Genomic DNA, 17,739 nt, shown 5'->3' with positions numbered 1-17,739 from the left:
GATTTAGGAGTGGCAAGTCAATCGGGATTATAAGAAAGGAGGTAATCATGGGGTAGGATGGTGGGCCCAGCAGGACTTGAACCTGCGACCGATCGATTATGAGTCGAGCGCTCTAACCAACTGAGCTATGGGCCCTAAAAACGAGCGCTAATGATACAGATTTCGTATCATTAGCGCAAGATGATGATTGTAAAAGTTTTAATCGTCTAAAAAGCTGCGCAGATGATCAGAGCGGCTTGGGTGTCGCAGTTTGCGCAATGCCTTGGCTTCGATCTGACGAATCCGCTCACGCGTAACGTCAAACTGTTTGCCGACCTCTTCAAGTGTATGGTCGGTGTTCATATCGATACCAAAGCGCATTCTGAGAACTTTGGCTTCACGTGCCGTAAGTCCAGAAAGAACGCTGCGTGTCGCTTCACGTAAGCCTTCGCCTGTTGCAGTATCAACGGGTGATGACATGGTCACGTCTTCAATGAAGTCACCTAGGCTTGAATCTTCATCATCACCAATCGGAGTTTCCATGGAGATAGGTTCTTTGGCTATTTTCAGTACCTTGCGAACCTTGTCTTCAGGCATTTCCATTTTTTCAGCCAGTTCTTCCGGAGTGGGTTCACGTCCCATTTCTTGAAGCATTTGGCGAGAAATACGATTGAGTTTGTTGATTGTTTCAATCATATGAACCGGTATACGGATGGTGCGTGCCTGATCCGCAATAGAACGTGTGATTGCTTGGCGTATCCACCAGGTTGCATAGGTTGAGAACTTATAACCACGGCGGTATTCAAATTTGTCCACCGCTTTCATCAAGCCAATATTCCCTTCTTGAATAAGGTCTAGGAATTGCAAGCCGCGGTTAGTGTATTTCTTGGCAATCGAAATAACCAAACGCAGGTTGGCTTCGACCATTTCCTTTTTGGCGCGACGAGCACGAGCCTCACCAATCGATAGGCTACGGTTTACTTCTTTGATTTCGGCAAGCGTAATGCCTGTATCCGTCTCGATTTGAATCAGTTTGCGTTGTGCGCGTTTCAAATCAGCTAAGTTGGCATGGATGTTCTTCGCAAAGCTTGTGTTGCCTGATGCAACTTGATCCAGCCATTCAGGGTCGGTTTCTTTGCCTGGGAAGCCTTGAATAAAGTCTTTACGTGGCATGCCACAACGCTGAGTACAAATACGCATAATGGTGCGTTCTTGTGTACGGATTTTTTCAATGGTGTTGCGAACGCGATCGGCCAATAGCTCGTAAAATCTAGGTGAAAGCTTAAGCGGTGAAAAGGCAGCACACAGTTCTTCCATCGCTTGTAACGTGCGAGGATCGTACTTGCCGAAACTATTAAAGGCGGCGCGATAGTTGTCAAGCGACTCTTGAATTAAGCCAAAGCGTTGCTTGGCTTCTTCTGGGTCTGGGCCACGATCTTTTTCGTCATCGCTGGCGTCAGAGCCCTCGCCATCTTCATCCTCGTCATCGTCAGTTGCTACGTCATCATCATCGACTTCAATTTCGTCGAGCTCGACTTCTGTATCGGGAACAAACGAGTCTGGATCAATATAGCCACTAAAGATATCGCTGAGACGACCCTCTTCTCTTAAGGTGCCATTGTAGGCTTCTAAAATCTCGTCGACACTGCCTGGGAAGTGAGCAAAGGCGGTCATGACTTCACGGATGCCTTCTTCAATGCGCTTGGCGATTTCGATTTCGCCCTCACGCGTGAGAAGTTCAACCGTGCCCATTTCACGCATATACATGCGCACTGGGTCAGTGGTTCTGCCTGCGTCTGATTCTACCGCTGCTAATGCGGCAACCGCCTCTTCATCGGCTTCTTCCGCGGAGTCACCTTCCGTCATAAGGAGTGTTTCAGCATCAGGCGCTTCTTCAGACACGGAAATACCCATGTCATTGATCATGCGAATGATATCTTCAACCTGATCCGGATCTGCGATATCTTCCGGAAGATGATCGTTGACTTCGGCGTAAGTCAGGTAACCCTGCTCTTTGCCTCTGGCAATAAGTTCCTTCAGTCGAGACTGCTGTTGGGAAGTGTCTGACATAGAGCCCCTGCGATGAATACTGATGTGAGTAAAGTGTAGAAAACGAAGCGCGACATTATAGCGGAATTTAGCCTTGCTGAATAGTGAGTCACATTTTTTAACCTATAAATACGTGTTAAAAATAGTCGATAAATCCAAAATTGCAAATGCAGTCTTAGGTTTTTTTGTGGGCCTCTAGCAGAAGTTCTTGAAGTCTCGCTTTTTCTTCTTGCGTTAATGGTGTCTGTTTTGATTTTTTCAAGAGCTGGTCAAGTCTTCTTTCTTGGCTGCGTTTCATGAGTTGCTGAAATGCACCTTGCAGTTCCATAAGAGCGTTCGCTTCAGCCGGAATGGGGTCTATGTTGGCAATTTCGTTTAATAACATTAGGTAGGGACTGTGTTGGGCGGAATGTTGCCAGTCGACTAGAAGTGTTCCGAGCGAGTTGTTCTCATCCTTTTTGAGATAGTTGATGAGTTCAATGAGTAAATCGATATTGTTGTCTTGGATATTGCCTAGGTCATCGGGGTGACGGATCGATTGAGCTAGATCTGGGCGGTGCAGTAGGATTGAAATCACTTTGTTGATTAGGTTGAGGCGCAAACGTGGTGCTTGTGTTGCGCGTTTGGGTTGAAATGTGTTTCTTGGCTCGTGTGTGTCTGAGTAGTCCGGGTAGTCAGGATAGTTTACATAGGGCTCTGAGTCGTAGGCATCAAAAGTTGGCTCAGCTAAGGTGTCTTTTTTCTCATGAGTAGGGTGTGACGCTTGGTGTAAATTAACCACGCTGCTTAATTGTGCTTGAGAAAGTCCTGTCAGTTCTGTGATGCGTTCAAGCATCATCTGCTTCAGTAAACCTGTTTTCATGCTTTGAATTTTAGGCAGTGCGGAATTGGCAAACTTTGCCCGTTCATCAAGACTTTCCAGCTGAGCGTCTTCTGTTTGGCTTTTGAAGAAAAATTCAGACAGTGTCAGAGATTGGCTAATTCGCTGCTCAAAGGCTTCTTGTCCTTCTTTGCGAATTAAACTATCCGGGTCTTCACCTTCTGGTAGAAATAAAAACTTAACGGTCTGGCCATCTTGTATTGTCGGTAAAGCGATATCGAGTGCTCTTTGTGCGGCTGTTCTGCCTGCTTTGTCACCGTCAAAGCAGAAAATGAGTTCAGAAACGACCTTGAAAAGTCGATTTAAGTGTTGCTCGGTTGTGGCTGTTCCAAGTGTCGCAACAGCCCAAGTGATGCCATGTTGGGCGAGTCCAACAACATCCATATAGCCTTCAACAATCATGATTTTTGACAGTTGGCGAGTGGCTTGTCTTGCTTCATAAAGGCCGTAGAGTTCTCGGCTTTTATGGAAGGTGTCGGTTTCAGATGAGTTGAGGTACTTGGGTTTTTCATCGCCTAAAACACGCCCACCAAAGGCAATGACTCGACCTCTGACGTCGCGAATTGGAAACATGATGCGGTCACGAAAGCGGTCATAAAAGCGATTTTTTTCTTCGTTATGGACAACCAGTCCAGCGCTTTGCAGTTGCGCTTGAGGGTTGGGGAGGTTTTTGAAGTGTTTAAGTAGGTTGTCCCATCCTGATGGAGAAAAGCCAATTTGGAAATGCTGGATAGTTTTGTCCGAAAGGCCGCGCTTTTGAAGATAGTTAATGGCTTTTTGGCGCTCGGGTGATGAGGCGAGTTGTTGTTGATAAAAAGCTGTCGCTTGCTCGAGTATATTGAGCTGCTCTTTTACTTTGTGCTCTTTAGCGCTATTGTGCGCAGGGTTTTCGTCTCTAGGAACATCTAAGCCGGCCATTTTAGCAAGCTCTGCTACAGCATCAGGAAAGGGCAGGTTCTCGTATTCCATCAAGAAGCCTAACGCATTGCCGCCAGCGCCGCAGCCAAAACAGTAGTAGAACTGTTTATCAGGACTGACTGTAAAGGATGGAGAATTTTCTTTATGGAAAGGGCAGAGACCGGAAAAGTTTTTGCCGCTACGCTTAAGTTTGACGCGACTTTCAATCACATCAACAATATTTACACGAGCCAGCAGATCGTCAATAAAGCATTGCGGTATTTTGCCTGCCATGTGTTCTCCGCTGAGATACCCAGCGAAAAATGCTGGTTAGAGTCTTGCTTTTACCTTGGCAGAAACAGCGCTTATGTCAGCTCGGCCTTGAACAAGTGGCTTAATAATTGCCATCACCTTGCCCATGTCTTGCATCGAGCTTGCACCGCTTGTCTGCATTGCGTTTTCAATTATATCGTCTATTTCCACATCACTGAGAGGCTGCGGCAGGAAAGTTTTAATCACCTCCAGCTCCTGCTGCTCCTTGTCCGCCAGTTCAGGGCGCTCAGCCGCCTGATACTGGGCAATCGAATCCTTACGCTGCTTCATCATTTTATCGAGAGTCGCGAGGACGCGGGCATCATCAAGTTCAATGCGTTCATCAACCTCTATGCGGTTGATGTCTGCTAACATCAGGCGTATGGTATTCAAGCGAATTTTGTCTTTCGCTCGCATAGCGACTTTCATCTGTTCTGTTATCTGTTTTTTCAGATCAGACATCTGACTACCTGTTGTTTAAGTTGACTTAAATGGCTTGCGTTAACGATTACAAGTCTTGGTTTTAACGCGTGTTGTAATACAAAATTGGGTATCTATGAGCTTGTTTCTGTACAGCAATTAGTACATGCGTACGCGACGTGACGTGTCACGAGATACTTTTTTAGCGTGACGCTTAACAGCCGCTGCTGCTTTACGCTTGCGAACAGTGGTTGGTTTTTCGTAATGTTCACGACGACGCACTTCAGCCAAAACACCGGCTTTTTCACAAGAACGCTTGAAACGACGTAAAGCAACATCAAATGGCTCGTTATCTTTAACTTTTACAGCTGGCATGAAAATATCCTAACTTGTTTAATAAAATAAGGGCTTGAATGCCCCTGATATCTCGATTTCGATCCCTTTTGCAAGGCGAAAGACATCAAGGTGCAAAATTTTACTGGGAGCGGAAGGTTAAGTAAAGTGAAAACTCACTATTCATCTGTGATGAAATGCAGACTTAACTCCGTCATAATAGCGTTTTTTGGCAGCTTAATCGTTGCAGTGTGTATCAGTGGGTAGAGGGCGAGTTATTCCATGCGAGTTTTAGGTATTGAAACCTCTTGTGACGAAACGGGTGTCGCGATTTTTGACAGTGAAAAAGGTTTGCTTGCCGATGCGCTGTACAGCCAAGTTGCTATGCATTCTGAATATGGTGGCGTTGTACCTGAATTAGCGTCTCGCGATCATGTTCGAAAGTTGTTGCCGTTGATTCGAGAGGTGCTTGCTGAAGCACAGCTAAGCTTGCAGGATTTGGATGGCGTTGCGTTTACAGCAGGGCCGGGCTTAATTGGAGCCTTAATGGTCGGTGCATCGACAGGACGTGCATTGGCAATGGGGCTTGGAATTCCAGCTATCGCGGTGCATCACATGGAAGGTCATCTTTTAGCACCTATGCTAGAGGAAAACCCACCGTCCTTTCCATTTGTGGCATTGTTGGTGTCAGGGGGGCATACCCAACTCGTTAAAGTTGAGGGCATTGGCGAATATGAGTTACTGGGCGAGTCCCTAGACGATGCCGCCGGAGAGGCGTTTGATAAAGCCGCAAAAATGCTCGGACTTGATTATCCGGGTGGGCCACTGATCGCTCGCTTGGCTGAAAAAGGTGATCGTTCGCGTTTTCGCTTTCCGCGGCCAATGACAGATCGTCCAGGGTTGGAGTTTAGTTTCTCGGGTTTAAAAACCTTTACGCTGAACACGGCGAATTCGCATCGTGATGATCAAGGTCAAATTGATGAGCAAACGATGGCGGATATCGCGGCAGCCTTTGAAGATGCGGTGGTTGATACGCTTGCAATAAAATGCCGTCGTGCCCTCCAGCAAACAGGCTTAAAGCAGCTTATTATTGCAGGGGGGGTCAGTGCTAATCGCCACTTGCGCTTAAAATTAGAGGCGGCTGTGAAGAAAGAGGGCGCTGAGCTGTATTATGCCCGCGCTAAGTTTTGCACCGATAATGGGGCAATGATAGCGTATGCTGGGTGTCAACGCTTGTTGGCAGGGCAGATGAGTGATTTAACTATTTTGGCGAAGCCCCGTTGGCCTATGGAAACGCTCGAACCCCTTTCCTAGGAGTCCTAAAGTCGTCGCTCAGTACCTTTAAGGAGGTTCATTATATTGCTTCGGTGGCGCGCTATGAGCAACAGACTGATGAGTAAAAGTGCACTAAGGGCGTCAGGGTAGAGAAAGTAAGCGGATATCGGTGTGGCCAGTGTCATGGTAATAGAGGCCAGTGATGCGATTCTAAAAAGGCTGGCCATCGTTAACCAAACCAGTATTTGCACTAGGGCGATGGGCCAGCTTAGGACTAGGGTGCAGCCGATGAAGGTTGCGATTCCTTTTCCGCCACGATAAGCCCCCAAAAGAGGGAATACGTGTCCTAAGATCGCTGCCAGTCCACACAAGCCTGCAACACTTGTTGAGAGGTCAAAAAGTAACGCTAAATAGACAGCGAGAACCCCTTTGCTGATGTCTCCCAATAGTGTGAGGCTGGCGGCAATGCGGTTACCAATTCTTAGCACATTGCTTGCGCCTGGATTGCCTGAGCCTTGTTGACGAGGATCGGGTATCCCCATAGAGTTGCAAACCAGCAGTGCGGTTGGGATAGACCCCAGTAAGTAGGCAAAGCTAATGAGCGCAGGTTCCAGTAAACTAGTGGTTAACATGGTGGCTCGCCAATGTTCAGGAGTAAGTAAGTGGATATAGTGTACATTCGTGAGTTACAGGTTGAAACGATTATTGGTATCTATGATTGGGAAAGAGAGGTGCGCCAAATTGTTTCTCTCGATCTTGAAATGGGAACGGATATCCGAGCAGCGGCCAATACCGAAGACATAGAAAACACGCTCAATTACAAAAGTGTTTCGGATAGGCTGATTGCATTTGTCGGTGAGAGTCAGTTTCTACTGGTCGAAACCATGGCAGAGGAAATTGCAGCGTTGATTATGCAAGAGTTCAGTGTTCCTTGGCTAAGGTTGCGTGTGGGTAAACCCGGAGCCGTGCCTCAAGCGAGTGATGTTGGAGTGATCATCGAAAGAGGGGTTAAAAGCTGATGGCGTTGGTTTATCTGAGCCTAGGAAGCAATGTGGATCGTGAACGTTACATCCTTGCTGCACTGGATGCATTAGCGGATCAATTTGGTGAGCTGGGCATTTCATCCGTGTATGAAAGCGAGTCGGTCGGTTTTAAAGGCAGCCCTTTTTTTAATCTTGTCGTCAAAATTGAAACCTCAATGAGTGTGGGCGACTTGTCGCGTTGGCTAAAAATGATTGAAGACCAAAACGGTCGTAAAAGGGGAGGTCCCCGTTTTTGCTCGCGCACGTTGGATATTGATATTCTGACCTATGATGACTGTGTTGGTGAGGTCGATGGTATACAGTTGCCGAGAGATGAGGTGGATAAAAATGCCTTTGTACTTTGGCCATTGGCGGAGTTAGCACCTGATGAACAACATCCTGTTCGTCAATTGCCTTATGCATTTTTATGGCAAAATTATACAGCGAACCAGCCGCTTTGGCGTGTTGATTTTTCTTGGAGAGGTCGACAAATTTCATCTTCATCCATCGCAGGCGATACAGCCGTCGATGCTAAGGCGACGGTAAGTTAGTTAATGGTCATGCAATCTGAGAATCAAGAAGCACGTGTTTGGCAATGGATAGATGAAGTTGTAATCGGTTTAAATCTCTGTCCGTTTGCCGCTTATCCAAGACGTAAGAACCAGATTCGTGTTTGTATTAGCGAAGTGACTGAGGAGGCGGATGTCTTAACCTTGTTAGTGGATGAGTTGATTCGTTTGGATGAAACGCCCGTTGAGCAGCTTGAGACCACTGTGTTGGCGTTTCCAAATATGTGGCCAGATTTTTTGGATTACAATGATTTTCTCTGGCAAACCGAACGTCTGTTATCCAAGTGTGATCGAGACGGTGTGTATCAAATCGCCAGTTTTCATCCAGGGTATCAGTTTTCGGGTACGACGAATGATGATGTGGGTAATTTGACGAATCGCTCTCCCTATCCAATCTTGCATTTGATCAGAGAAGACTCGGTTGAAATTGCATTGGAAAAACATCCCAATCCTGATGCCATTCCGTTTACGAACATTGCGCGTATGCGATCCTTGTCGATTGAGGAAAGAAAGCGACTGTTTCCTTGGTTGTTTAAATCGTAAATGGACGAGCTGGTTACGCGGCTGGTTATTTGAAAAAGCGCAATATCTTCTCCTTGTCCCATAGCGTATCACGGTAACCCAGTGTAATCAGTGACTCCGTAAACCTTGGCGTGAAGAGCAAGTAACTGGCGATCCCTGCACCGCCGCCTTTGCGAGAGGCGCCGACAGCTTTCAGTGCAAACTTGAGCCCCTTAGGTAATGCTTGTAATTTGTTGGCTGCAATTGCATCCAATGCCTGAGAGGGCGAAATAATCAAACTCTCGATGACTTTTAAATCCAGTTGAGTTAAGGCGCGTTGTTGGTCTGGAATCAGCTTAAGTAAATGGTTGACGCGTTCCATATGCTCAATGTCATTTTCAAGGGCATCAATAAATGCGCTATTAAACAAGTGCCCCATAATTTGTGCCATGGAGGGGGAGTGATTTAGCGTTTCGCGCTTCGCCCAGTGTTTGGGGCTTCTGTTGCCACTGACGCCGATCACAAGAATTTTACTGGCCCCAAGGTGCAGAGCGGCGCTGATCGGCGAGCCTTGTCGAATAGCTCCATCACCAAAGTACTCGCGATTAATGTGCACCGCCGGGAAGATGGTCGGTAATGCGGTTGATGCCATTAAGTGATCAAGGCTCAATTGACAGGCAACACCACTGCGACGGCTGCGTTTCCAGTTGCTAAGGCCTGAGTGCCCTTGGAAAAAACTGACCGATTCACCTGAATGGTACCCCATAGCCGTGATGCTAATGGCATCCAGTTTTCCTGACTGAATGGCATCGTTCAAGCGCTCAAAGCGAATATTCTTTTTTAATAAGGTTTTGAGCGGTGTGTTATCAAATAAGGATAAGGGAGCTGTTTCACTAATACCTCCCTTAAACAACGAGCAGCCTAAGTGCATGAGGCCTTTAAAGATGGAAAGAGCATCGGCTTTAAACACATCGTTAGGGGTGAGTTGTGACCATAACTGTTCAAGCTCCCGAACCGCTTCTGCAAAGTTTTCGGTATGAGAGGCAAGCCAAAGTGCATTAATTGCACCAGCTGATGTTCCACATATGATTGGAAAGGGGTTGCTGGTGTTGGGTGGCAGCATTTCAGCCAGTGCTTTTAATACACCAACTTGATAGGCAGCTCGCGCGCCACCGCCTGATAAGATCAATGCAGGCTTCATACCTAAGGCCTTTGGCTGAAGTAAGATATTGATAGTCTAGCATAAATTTTAACGTATAAACGCACTAGCTGTATTCTGTGTAACGCGCGCAGATGTCGAGTTGAGCGGCTTCGATGGCTTTGCCGAGTTCGGCACCCTTGAGTCCTTTTGCCATGAACGTCTGTGGTGAAAGTGTTCGAATCTGCTGAAGCAAGCGCTGCAGTGGTTCAAAGTCTTCCCGCTTAATATTGGTGTTCCGACTCAGGTAAAGAGCGATCAACTCAGGCAGGGTGTTGGGTTCTTTGAGCAGCCTCAGTTCTTTGAGTGTGGTCAGTGTTTGTTGAGGGGGTAGCTGCACAAAATCATTGATAAAAGGATAAAAGATGACAAATTGACGAGCAAGATCGCGGTAGCGATTGGGCATTTTGATGCGAAGGCAGAGGTCTTGAACAAACGAGGTGCTTTCTAGCATTTCCTGCTCGGCAATTGCCTGGCATATCAGAGCGAAGCTGAGTTCAGGTGCTGGGCTCATTGTTTTTAGGCGTTGCATAAAGGGAGTTAGGCGCTCTAAATTCAAGCGCGAGAATTCTGAAAAAAGACAATCCAGCGCATTACACTGCTTGAGTATTTCCAAGAAAATCAGAGGGTGTGGACTACACAGTGCCTTTTCAAATTCTTGCGCGACGCGTTCAGCGCTTAAAAAACCGAGTTCACCGCTTTCGCTAATCTCTCGCATGAGGAGCATTGTATCACTGGCAACGTGGAAACCAAGATGGTGAAACTGAGCAGCAAAGCGTGCCACTCTCAGTACACGCAGTGGGTCTTCTGAAAATGCCGATGAAACGTGGCGAAGCACTTTATCCTGTAGATCTCTTTGACCTGAAAAGGGGTCAACGATTTCTCCTGATGCCAGTTGAGCCATGGCATTTATTGTTAGATCTCGACGAGCAAGATCTTCCTCTAGGCTCACATCGGGTGACGCAAAAAAGGTGAACCCAGCATAGCCATGGCCCGATTTACGTTCGGTGCGAGCTAAGGCATATTCTTCGCCTGTCTTTGGATGAATAAACACAGGAAAGTCACGTCCAACAGGATGAAAGCCTTGAGCGATCATATCGGTCTCTGTAGCACCGACGACAACCCAGTCACGATCTTGGCTTTGAATGCCTAAGAGTTGATCACGGACAGCGCCACCGACAAGGCAAATTTGCATCAGGATTCGCAAGCATCGGGGAATAACTGTTTCCAGCCCTCAAAGCCGCCGTCTAAACTATACACGTCGGAAAAGCCTTGTCCGACTAAGTAGTCGGCTGCTGATTGGCTGCTAATGCCGTGATAGCAGCAGACAATCAACGGCTTTTCTCGACTGGCCTGGTCTAAAAACTGTGGCAAATTGTCATTGTTGAGATGAATGGCGGTTGGGATATGGGCGCTGTTGTAACTTTGGATGTCTCGAATGTCGACAAGGTTGGCCCCTTGCTCCATGAGTTCAACAGCGGCTTGCGGTGATAGATGTTTAAATGAGCTCATATGGTTCCTAAGCCTGGTGAGTTTGATAGGCAGAGCAGTCTTGTTGAAAGAAAACATGGTCGTCTAGACGCATGGCTGTTAGCTTATTTCCCCAAACACAGCCAGTATCGAGCGCAACGACGGCAGCGTTATTGACATTGCCCATCAGTGCAGCCCAGTGACCAAAGAGCTGGCGCTGTTCAAGTGGCTGATCTCTAGGGACTTGATACCAAGGTGCGAATCCGGGTGGAGCTGAATCAGGCGTGCCATTGCCGCTAAACTCCAACCGTCCATTTGTCGAAATAAAGCGCATGCGGGTAAAGTAATTCGTGATGAGTCGAAGTCGGGCCCAGCCATCAACATTTTTGCTCCATACATCAGGCTTGTTGCCGTACATATGACGAAAAAATTCAGTGGCATCTTTGCTTCTGAGCACTTGCTCAACTTCCTGAGCATATTTCTTCGCTTTTTCCAGTGACCAAATATGAGGGATACCTGCATGGGTCATGACATAGCCGAGGCGTTCGTTTGAGACGAGCAGAGGCTGTCGGCGTAACCACTCCATCAGTTCGGTGCGATCAGGTGCATTAAGTATCGGTTGCAGTGTTTGGTTGCGCTTATCACGCGTTGCACCAAAGTGAAGAGCCAGTAAATGGAGATCGTGGTTCCCTAGAACACAGGTTGCTTGTGAACCAAGCCCTTTAATGAAACGCAAAACGTCGAGTGATTGGCGTCCACGGTTAACCAGATCACCTGCAAACCATAGGTGATCTTGTTCATTGAAGTTCAATAAATCCAGAAGTTGTCGAAGTTCATCATAACAACCCTGAACATCGCCAATTGCGTACGTTGCCATAGTCTTCCTACTCTTAATATCTGAATCATAACGCAGTTATGGCGTAAAATTCTAATCAAAGTCGTGGGTTTTTGCGTAAACTCAAGTAACTTTTTCAAATCATGAGTAAACGGAGAGTTGATGATGGCTATTGCAACCTTTGCGGCTGGATGTTTTTGGGGTGTTGAACTGACCTTTTCAAAGGTACCGGGTGTGCTGTCAACACAGGTTGGTTATATGGGTGGGCATGTTGATTCGCCTTCGTACGAGCAGGTGTGTACAGGCGAAACCTATCATGCTGAGGTGGTTCAGGTAGAATTTGACCCGGAGCAGGTTGCTTACGAGGCCTTGCTTACAACATTTTGGCAGTGTCATAATCCGACGACGAAAAATCGACAGGGGCCTGATGTCGGTACTCAATATCGTTCCGCTATTTTTTACCACGACGAGTCGCAGCGCGTCTTAGCTGAGCAAAGCCGACTTGAGCTGAGTAAAAGCGCTGCGTATCCTCAACCTATCGTCACAGATATCTCGCCGGCATCCCATTTTTGGAAAGCGGAAGAGTATCATCAACAGTATTTAAGCAAACGAGGAATGGGGCACTGTGCGTTCTAATGCCGCTTGGCTTGCGATTGCATAGAGTATTTTGATTATTATGAATTTGGTTATTATTGATCCATTAAAAGATGCCGTTACTTCTACGGGGGTGACCCTCCGAGATCGGCGTTTTGTGCATATTCGTGATGTCCATCAGGTTGCGCGAGGCGATCTTCTCAAAGTGGGGTTATTAAATGGGTCTATAGGGTTGGCGAGTGTTGAGCATATTGATCAGGCGTCTGTGTCGCTGAGTTGGACTGAATTGACTCAGCGCTCGCCTTTGCCTTTACCGGTTACCGTAATCTTGGCGCTCCCTCGTCCTAAAATGTTAAAGAGAGTGTTGCAAACGCTCTCCAGCATGGGGGTGAAAGATATTTGGTTGATTCATTCATATCGGGTGGATAAGAGCTACTGGTCCACGCCTATTCTGAATGAAGCGTCCTTGTATGAGCAGATGTTGCTTGGCTTAGAGCAGTCTGGCGATACCAATTTACCGACACTTCATATTCGTAAGCGGTTTAAGCCCTTTGTCGAAGATGAGTTGCCAGCAATGGTAGAGGGAAAAAGAGCCTATGTTGCACATCCGTATCAAGCCTTAACCTGTCCAGCTTCTGAGTGGCTGCCAACGGTGTTGGCGATTGGCCCAGAAGGAGGGTTTATTCCTTATGAGGTTGAAAAACTCAATGCTGCAGGATTGAGCAGCATTAGTTTAGGCCAGCGTATTCTTAAAGTTGAAACCGCTGTGCCTGTTTTATTGTCACGTTTGTTTCCCGTGATTTGAGTTCAAGGTGACGGCTAAGCATCTTGAATATTGAACTGCGTTATCTTGTTATACAGAGCTGCTCGTGAAATACCGAGTTGCTTTGCCGCTAATACTCGCTTACCTTTGTTTCGGTTAAGCGCTTCACGTATGGCTTGGATTTCCGCTAATTGGACTTGCTCTTTTAAGCTCAATAGGGGCTGAGTTTCGGGTGTTTTGGCGTCTTGTGTGATCAAAGAAGGGGGGATGGGCGCTAGGCGAAATTCCATCAAGGCTTCAATATGATCAGCACAAATTAAAGTGTGCGATTCATTTAAAATGCAAGCGCGCTCTAATAGGTTGTAGAGCTCTCGAACGTTTCCAGGCCAATGATGTAGCTTCAATCTCTCTAAGGCGTCGGTGGCAAGTTCTTTAGTGGACAGATTTAGGCGTATACAACATTCATCTAAAATACGTTCAGCAATAAACTCAATGTCTTCAGGCCGCTCGCGTAGAGGGGGTAAATGAATCGGCATTCCGCTCAGTCGGTAGTAGAGGTCGGCTCTGAATTCGCCGTCTTCAACCATTTTCAGTAAGTTTCGGCTGGTTGCGGCGACAATTCTGACATTTGTTTTTTGAATTTTATTAGAGCCAATCTTTTCAAACTCCTTTTCTTGCAAGACACGCAAGAGTTTTGATTGAAGCACCAAGGGCATGTCACCAATTTCATCTAAAAATAAGGTTCCATCTTGAGCGAGTTCCAGCTTTCCAGCACGTCCTTCTTTTTTTGCTCCTGTGAAGGCACCGGGCGCGACACCAAAAAATTCGGCCTCAATTAAGGTGTCGGGAATGGCTGCAACATTGATCGATACAAAAGGGCTTTCGGAGCGGTCGGATAGGTTGTGTAAGGCATGGGCAAAGAGTTCCTTCCCCGTGCCTGTCTCGCCAGTTAAAAGTACGGAGATGTCAAAGCGTGCCGCTTGGCGTACTTGATGTTTGACGTGTTTTAACGCTTCGCTTTGCCCCGCTATTTGTGAGAGTTGGTAGCGCGATGTGCGTTCACTTTGGTAATGGTTTGCATTCCTGACTTCGCTTTGGAGGCGGTTGTATTTGGCCAATAAGGGTTTCATGCTAGATGGGCGGTCAGTGGCGACAAAGCCAAATGCCCCTTCAACCTGGCCTAAATCGTTGTGGAGCGGGATGACGCTTACCAGTACCCATTGGTGTCGAACATAGAGCAAGTCGAGGAAAACGGGTTTACCTGTGGCGATGACTTGAGGCAGGTAACTATTCGGTATGACGTCTGTAATGTGTTGGCCAACTGGCGATGTTTCCAGATGTAAAAAATCGCAATAGCTTTGGCTAATCCAAGTGAGAATTCCTTTTTGATCCACAGCAATCGTGTGCTCATAAAACGTATCAAAAGAGGTTTGTAAGAAGGATAAAACCTTTGCACGCATAGCGTGAGCATCAAAGCGAATATTTTGCATAATGGATAGCTTGTCTTAATTATTAGACGTTTTTTGTATCAGAAATAAGACATTATGTCTATTTTTTAAGACTCTGAGAGCGAGGTGTTGTATTTGTTTTAGCTAAATCAATGGTTTATAAGGTTGGCATGTTGTGTGCTTAATTGGTTGTTAAAGTACGTAACTGTTTTCAATCTATTTGGTTAAAATAATAATAAGGGTTAACCATGCAAGAACCTCTGTGGGCGCCTACGCCTGAACGAGTCGCTTCGACTCAAATGTCTGATTTTATTGTTAAAGTTAATCAAGCTTTCGGTTTGGATTTGGACGATTACAAGTCACTTTGGCAGTGGAGTACAGATGATTCTGAAAGATTTTGGAATTTTTTCTGGGATTACGCCGGAATTCTATCCAGTCATAAAGGGGGTCGTACCCTCGATAACGGCCACCTTATGCCAGGTGCGACTTGGTTTCCTGAGGCACGCTTAAATTTTGCTGAAAATCTTCTACGCTATCGTGATGATGCGCCAGCCATTGTTTTTTGTGGTGAGGATGGCCGACGCAGCGAGATCTCATATCGTGACCTTTATTCGAAGGTAGCGGCTCTCGCAGCTGGTTTGAAGGCTCAAGGTGTCGTAAAAAACGATATAGTGGCTGGCTTCATGCCCAATATCACAGAAACCTTAATTGCGATGCTGGCAACCACTTCAATAGGGGCTGTTTGGACATCCTGTTCGCCAGACTTTGGTATTAATGGTGTTATTGATCGATTTGGACAGGTTAAACCCAAGGTGTTGTTTACAACCGATGGGTATCTGTACAACGGTAAATCGATTGACAGTCTTGGAAAAATACACGGGATTGTTGAGAGCATTACCTCAATTGAAGCCGTTGTGGTCGTGCCTTTCCTAAGCGCCAATCCTGATCTGTCAGGGGTGCCTAAAGCCATCCGACTGGATGACTTTGTGCTTGATGATGTAAAAACAATAGACTTTGAGCAGGTGGCCTTTAATCATCCGCTCTATGTTATGTACTCATCAGGGACCACAGGTGTTCCCAAGTGTATCCTGCACAGCGTCGGTGGAACCTTGATTCAGCACCTTAAAGAGTTGATCTTACATACTGACCTGCGTAGGGATGACCACTTTTTCTATTACACGACCTGTGGATGGATGATGTGGAATTGGATGGTCAGTGGTTTGGCGACGGGCTGTACGCTGGTCCTGTTCGACGGTTCTCCCTTTGCACCGACGCCTTCCATCCTTTGGCAGATAGCAGAGCAGGAAAAAATCAGTGTCTTTGGTACGAGTGCTAAGTATTTAGCGGCACTGGAAAAAGCCGGCGTGAAACCCCGTAACGATTTTGATTTGTCAGCGCTAAAAGCTGTCCTTTCAACAGGCTCTCCTCTTTCGCACGAAAGCTTTGAGTATGTTTACCGCGATATTAAGCAAGATCTGCAGTTATCTTCCATTTCGGGCGGTACAGATATTGTCTCTTGCTTTGCCTTGGGTTCTCCGATTTTACCAGTCTATGCAGGCGAGTTGCAGTGTCGAGGCTTAGGCATGGCGGTTGATATGTTCGATGACGACGCAAAACCAGTGCGTGGTCAGAAGGGTGAGTTGGTCTGCACGAAGCCATTTCCAAGCATGCCAATTGGTTTTTGGCAAGATCCAGAGCAGCGTCGTTTTCATGATGCCTACTTTGCTCAATTTCCAAACATCTGGGCGCATGGCGACTATGGTGAAGTCACGGAGCGTGGAGGCATCATTATTCACGGTCGTTCGGATGCAGTCTTGAATCCGGGGGGCGTGCGTATAGGCACCGCTGAAATATACCGACAAGTTGAAAAAGTGGATGAGGTTCTTGAAAGCCTTTGTATTGGTCAGCCCTGGAAGGATGATGTGCGAGTGGTGTTGTTTGTTCGCCTAAAGGATGGGGTTGAGCTTGATGACAGTTTAATTAAGCAAATAAAAAATGTGATTCGTTTAAATACCACTCCACGGCATGTCCCGGAAAAAATACTGCAGGTGAGTGATATCCCTAGGACAATTAGTGGGAAAATAGTCGAACTTGCTGTAAGAAAAGTGGTAATGGGAGAGGAAGTTAAGAATAAAGATGCTTTGGCCAATCCAGAGGCATTGGCGCTATTTAAAGATTTAGATGAGTTGAAAAACTAAGCGTTTTAAGTCGGTTTTTTACGGATTTAATTCTTGACAGTATTTTAGAAAACCCAGTAATATATATGTGTAAATTGGTATTACCAATTTACACATATAAAAATAAAAAAGGTTACACATGTCTTATATCAAACGTGCACTCATCACTGGATCAACCAGCGGTATTGGCCTTGCAATTGCCCGTCAGTTGGCGGCAGAAGGGGTTGATATTGTTCTTCACGGTCTCTCATCTGAAGATGAAGGGCAAGTGCTTGTACAAGCATTTCTCGATGAGTTTTCAGTCGGCGTCAGCTACTTCCAAGCGGATATTAGTGATCCAAACCAAATTACCGATCTATTTGATCGCGTTAAAAAAGAAGTGGGCTTTATTTCCATTTTGGTAAACAATGCGGGCATCCAACACACTTCGCCTATCGAAACCTTTCCTGTCGAGCAGTGGGATAAAATTATTGCTGTGAATCTATCCAGTGCGTTTCATACGACTCAGCAAGTGCTCCCGTTTATGGTTGAGCAAGGCTGGGGACGGATTATTAATATTGCTTCGGTTCATGGTTTGGTTGCGTCAGTTAACAAAGCAGCCTACTGCGCGGCCAAACATGGATTGATTGGTCTTACCAAAGTTACCGCTTTGGAGTTGGCTGCAAAGCAGGTGACGGTCAATGCGATTTGCCCTGGTTGGACCGACACGCCCTTGCTGGTTCAGCAATTTAAAGCATTTAGCCAAAAGAACAACACCAGTTATGAAGAGGCTAAGCAAGGCTTAATTAAAGAAAAAGCACCTTACCCTGATTTTGTAGCACCCGATGATATCGGGCGTTTAGTGGTGTTTTTATGTTCTGATGCGGCAAAAGCAATAACAGGTACATCTTTACCTATTGATGGAGGTTGGACAGCACATTAAAAACTTGCAGTTTGGAAAATAAAAGCTAGATATATAATAGTATTGATGCTTTGACGAAGTTTGAAATATTTCAAACCAGATAATCCTATATTAAT

The 17,739-nt window shown here is 46.3% G+C and carries 18 protein-coding genes and 1 tRNA gene; 8 read left to right on the top strand and 11 right to left on the bottom strand.

Annotated elements, in window-relative coordinates; translation table 11 throughout:
• Positions 1 to 58: 58 nt before the first annotated feature.
• The 5 genes from F5971_RS04595 to rpsU all read right to left on the bottom strand — a co-directional run bounded on the left by F5971_RS04595 (position 59) and on the right by rpsU (position 4,912).
• A tRNA-Ile gene (locus F5971_RS04595) sits at positions 59 to 135 on the bottom strand.
• Between the two features lie 63 nt (positions 136 to 198).
• The gene (gene rpoD / locus F5971_RS04590) at positions 199 to 2,049 is read right to left on the bottom strand and encodes an RNA polymerase sigma factor RpoD (RefSeq protein ID WP_036509596.1); all 1,851 of its coding nucleotides are present in this window, start codon (positions 2,047 to 2,049) and stop codon (positions 199 to 201) included.
• A 154-nt stretch (positions 2,050 to 2,203) separates the two neighbouring features.
• Positions 2,204 to 4,099 carry a DNA primase gene (dnaG, locus tag F5971_RS04585; protein ID WP_193494288.1) on the bottom strand — a complete coding sequence of 632 codons (1,896 nt, stop codon included), beginning with the start codon at positions 4,097 to 4,099 and terminating at the stop codon, positions 2,204 to 2,206.
• Between the two features lie 36 nt (positions 4,100 to 4,135).
• Positions 4,136 to 4,579 carry a GatB/YqeY domain-containing protein gene (locus tag F5971_RS04580; RefSeq protein WP_193494287.1) on the bottom strand — a complete coding sequence of 148 codons (444 nt, stop codon included), beginning with the start codon at positions 4,577 to 4,579 and terminating at the stop codon, positions 4,136 to 4,138.
• 117 nt (positions 4,580 to 4,696) lie between these two features.
• Positions 4,697 to 4,912, bottom strand: a complete 216-nt coding sequence (gene rpsU, locus F5971_RS04575) for a 30S ribosomal protein S21 (protein ID WP_036509600.1) — start codon at positions 4,910 to 4,912, stop codon at positions 4,697 to 4,699.
• A gap of 240 nt (positions 4,913 to 5,152) precedes the next feature.
• Between rpsU and tsaD the strand changes: the two genes are divergently transcribed.
• Positions 5,153 to 6,184, top strand: a complete 1,032-nt coding sequence (gene tsaD / locus F5971_RS04570) for a tRNA (adenosine(37)-N6)-threonylcarbamoyltransferase complex transferase subunit TsaD (RefSeq protein ID WP_193494286.1) — start codon at positions 5,153 to 5,155, stop codon at positions 6,182 to 6,184.
• A gap of 5 nt (positions 6,185 to 6,189) precedes the next feature.
• On the opposite strand, the gene plsY is transcribed toward tsaD, so the two are convergent.
• Positions 6,190 to 6,777, bottom strand: a complete 588-nt coding sequence (gene plsY, locus F5971_RS04565) for a glycerol-3-phosphate 1-O-acyltransferase PlsY (RefSeq protein ID WP_036509606.1) — start codon at positions 6,775 to 6,777, stop codon at positions 6,190 to 6,192.
• Positions 6,778 to 6,807: 30 nt separating this feature from the next.
• On the opposite strand from plsY, the gene folB reads away from it, so the two are divergent.
• Genes folB through F5971_RS04550 form a run of 3 tightly spaced genes read left to right on the top strand, consistent with a single transcriptional unit; the run spans position 6,808 to position 8,279 of the window.
• Positions 6,808 to 7,164: a dihydroneopterin aldolase gene (gene folB, locus F5971_RS04560; protein WP_193494285.1), complete on the top strand. Its 357-nt coding sequence runs from the start codon at positions 6,808 to 6,810 to the stop codon at positions 7,162 to 7,164.
• The gene (gene folK, locus F5971_RS04555) at positions 7,164 to 7,718 is read left to right on the top strand and encodes a 2-amino-4-hydroxy-6-hydroxymethyldihydropteridine diphosphokinase (protein WP_051514317.1); all 555 of its coding nucleotides are present in this window, start codon (positions 7,164 to 7,166) and stop codon (positions 7,716 to 7,718) included. The genes folB and folK overlap by 1 nt, the downstream gene beginning before the upstream one ends.
• 9 nt (positions 7,719 to 7,727) lie before the next feature.
• Positions 7,728 to 8,279: a DUF1415 domain-containing protein gene (locus F5971_RS04550; RefSeq protein ID WP_246187761.1), complete on the top strand. Its 552-nt coding sequence runs from the start codon at positions 7,728 to 7,730 to the stop codon at positions 8,277 to 8,279.
• A 25-nt stretch (positions 8,280 to 8,304) separates the two neighbouring features.
• On the opposite strand, the gene F5971_RS04545 is transcribed toward F5971_RS04550, so the two are convergent.
• The 4 genes from F5971_RS04545 to F5971_RS04530 all read right to left on the bottom strand — a co-directional run bounded on the left by F5971_RS04545 (position 8,305) and on the right by F5971_RS04530 (position 11,782).
• On the bottom strand, positions 8,305 to 9,438 hold the full coding sequence (locus F5971_RS04545; RefSeq protein ID WP_193494283.1) for a patatin-like phospholipase family protein: 1,134 nt from the start codon (positions 9,436 to 9,438) through the stop codon (positions 8,305 to 8,307).
• Between the two features lie 64 nt (positions 9,439 to 9,502).
• Positions 9,503 to 10,630, bottom strand: coding sequence for a tRNA nucleotidyltransferase/poly(A) polymerase-related protein (locus F5971_RS04540; protein WP_246187760.1), 1,128 nt, complete (start codon positions 10,628 to 10,630; stop codon positions 9,503 to 9,505).
• Positions 10,630 to 10,947 (bottom strand): thiosulfate sulfurtransferase GlpE, encoded by a 318-nt coding sequence (gene glpE / locus F5971_RS04535; RefSeq protein WP_036511291.1) that lies wholly within the window; start codon positions 10,945 to 10,947, stop codon positions 10,630 to 10,632. The genes F5971_RS04540 and glpE overlap by 1 nt, the downstream gene beginning before the upstream one ends.
• A 7-nt stretch (positions 10,948 to 10,954) precedes the next feature.
• Positions 10,955 to 11,782, bottom strand: coding sequence for a symmetrical bis(5'-nucleosyl)-tetraphosphatase (locus tag F5971_RS04530; RefSeq protein WP_193494281.1), 828 nt, complete (start codon positions 11,780 to 11,782; stop codon positions 10,955 to 10,957).
• A gap of 120 nt (positions 11,783 to 11,902) precedes the next feature.
• Between F5971_RS04530 and msrA the strand changes: the two genes are divergently transcribed.
• Both msrA and F5971_RS04520 read left to right on the top strand, forming a co-directional pair.
• The gene (gene msrA / locus F5971_RS04525; protein ID WP_246187759.1) at positions 11,903 to 12,376 is read left to right on the top strand and encodes a peptide-methionine (S)-S-oxide reductase MsrA; all 474 of its coding nucleotides are present in this window, start codon (positions 11,903 to 11,905) and stop codon (positions 12,374 to 12,376) included.
• Positions 12,377 to 12,416: 40 nt separating this feature from the next.
• Positions 12,417 to 13,139, top strand: a complete 723-nt coding sequence (locus F5971_RS04520) for a 16S rRNA (uracil(1498)-N(3))-methyltransferase (RefSeq protein WP_193494279.1) — start codon at positions 12,417 to 12,419, stop codon at positions 13,137 to 13,139.
• 14 nt (positions 13,140 to 13,153) lie between these two features.
• On the opposite strand, the gene F5971_RS04515 is transcribed toward F5971_RS04520, so the two are convergent.
• Positions 13,154 to 14,587: a sigma-54 interaction domain-containing protein gene (locus tag F5971_RS04515; RefSeq protein WP_051514421.1), complete on the bottom strand. Its 1,434-nt coding sequence runs from the start codon at positions 14,585 to 14,587 to the stop codon at positions 13,154 to 13,156.
• A 206-nt stretch (positions 14,588 to 14,793) separates the two neighbouring features.
• On the opposite strand from F5971_RS04515, the gene F5971_RS04510 reads away from it, so the two are divergent.
• Positions 14,794 to 16,743: an acetoacetate--CoA ligase gene (locus F5971_RS04510; RefSeq protein WP_036511297.1), complete on the top strand. Its 1,950-nt coding sequence runs from the start codon at positions 14,794 to 14,796 to the stop codon at positions 16,741 to 16,743.
• Between the two features lie 118 nt (positions 16,744 to 16,861).
• Complete coding sequence (locus F5971_RS04505; RefSeq protein WP_036511300.1) at positions 16,862 to 17,644, top strand: 3-hydroxybutyrate dehydrogenase; 783 nt, start codon at positions 16,862 to 16,864, stop codon at positions 17,642 to 17,644.
• The last annotated feature ends 95 nt before the right edge of the window (positions 17,645 to 17,739 follow it).

The organism is Nitrincola alkalisediminis, from assembly GCF_009821115.1.
GTDB lineage: Bacteria > Pseudomonadota > Gammaproteobacteria > Pseudomonadales > Balneatricaceae > Nitrincola > Nitrincola alkalisediminis.
The sequence above is the reverse complement of the archived record's forward strand: the minus strand, read 5'-3'. Positions and strand labels throughout refer to the sequence as shown.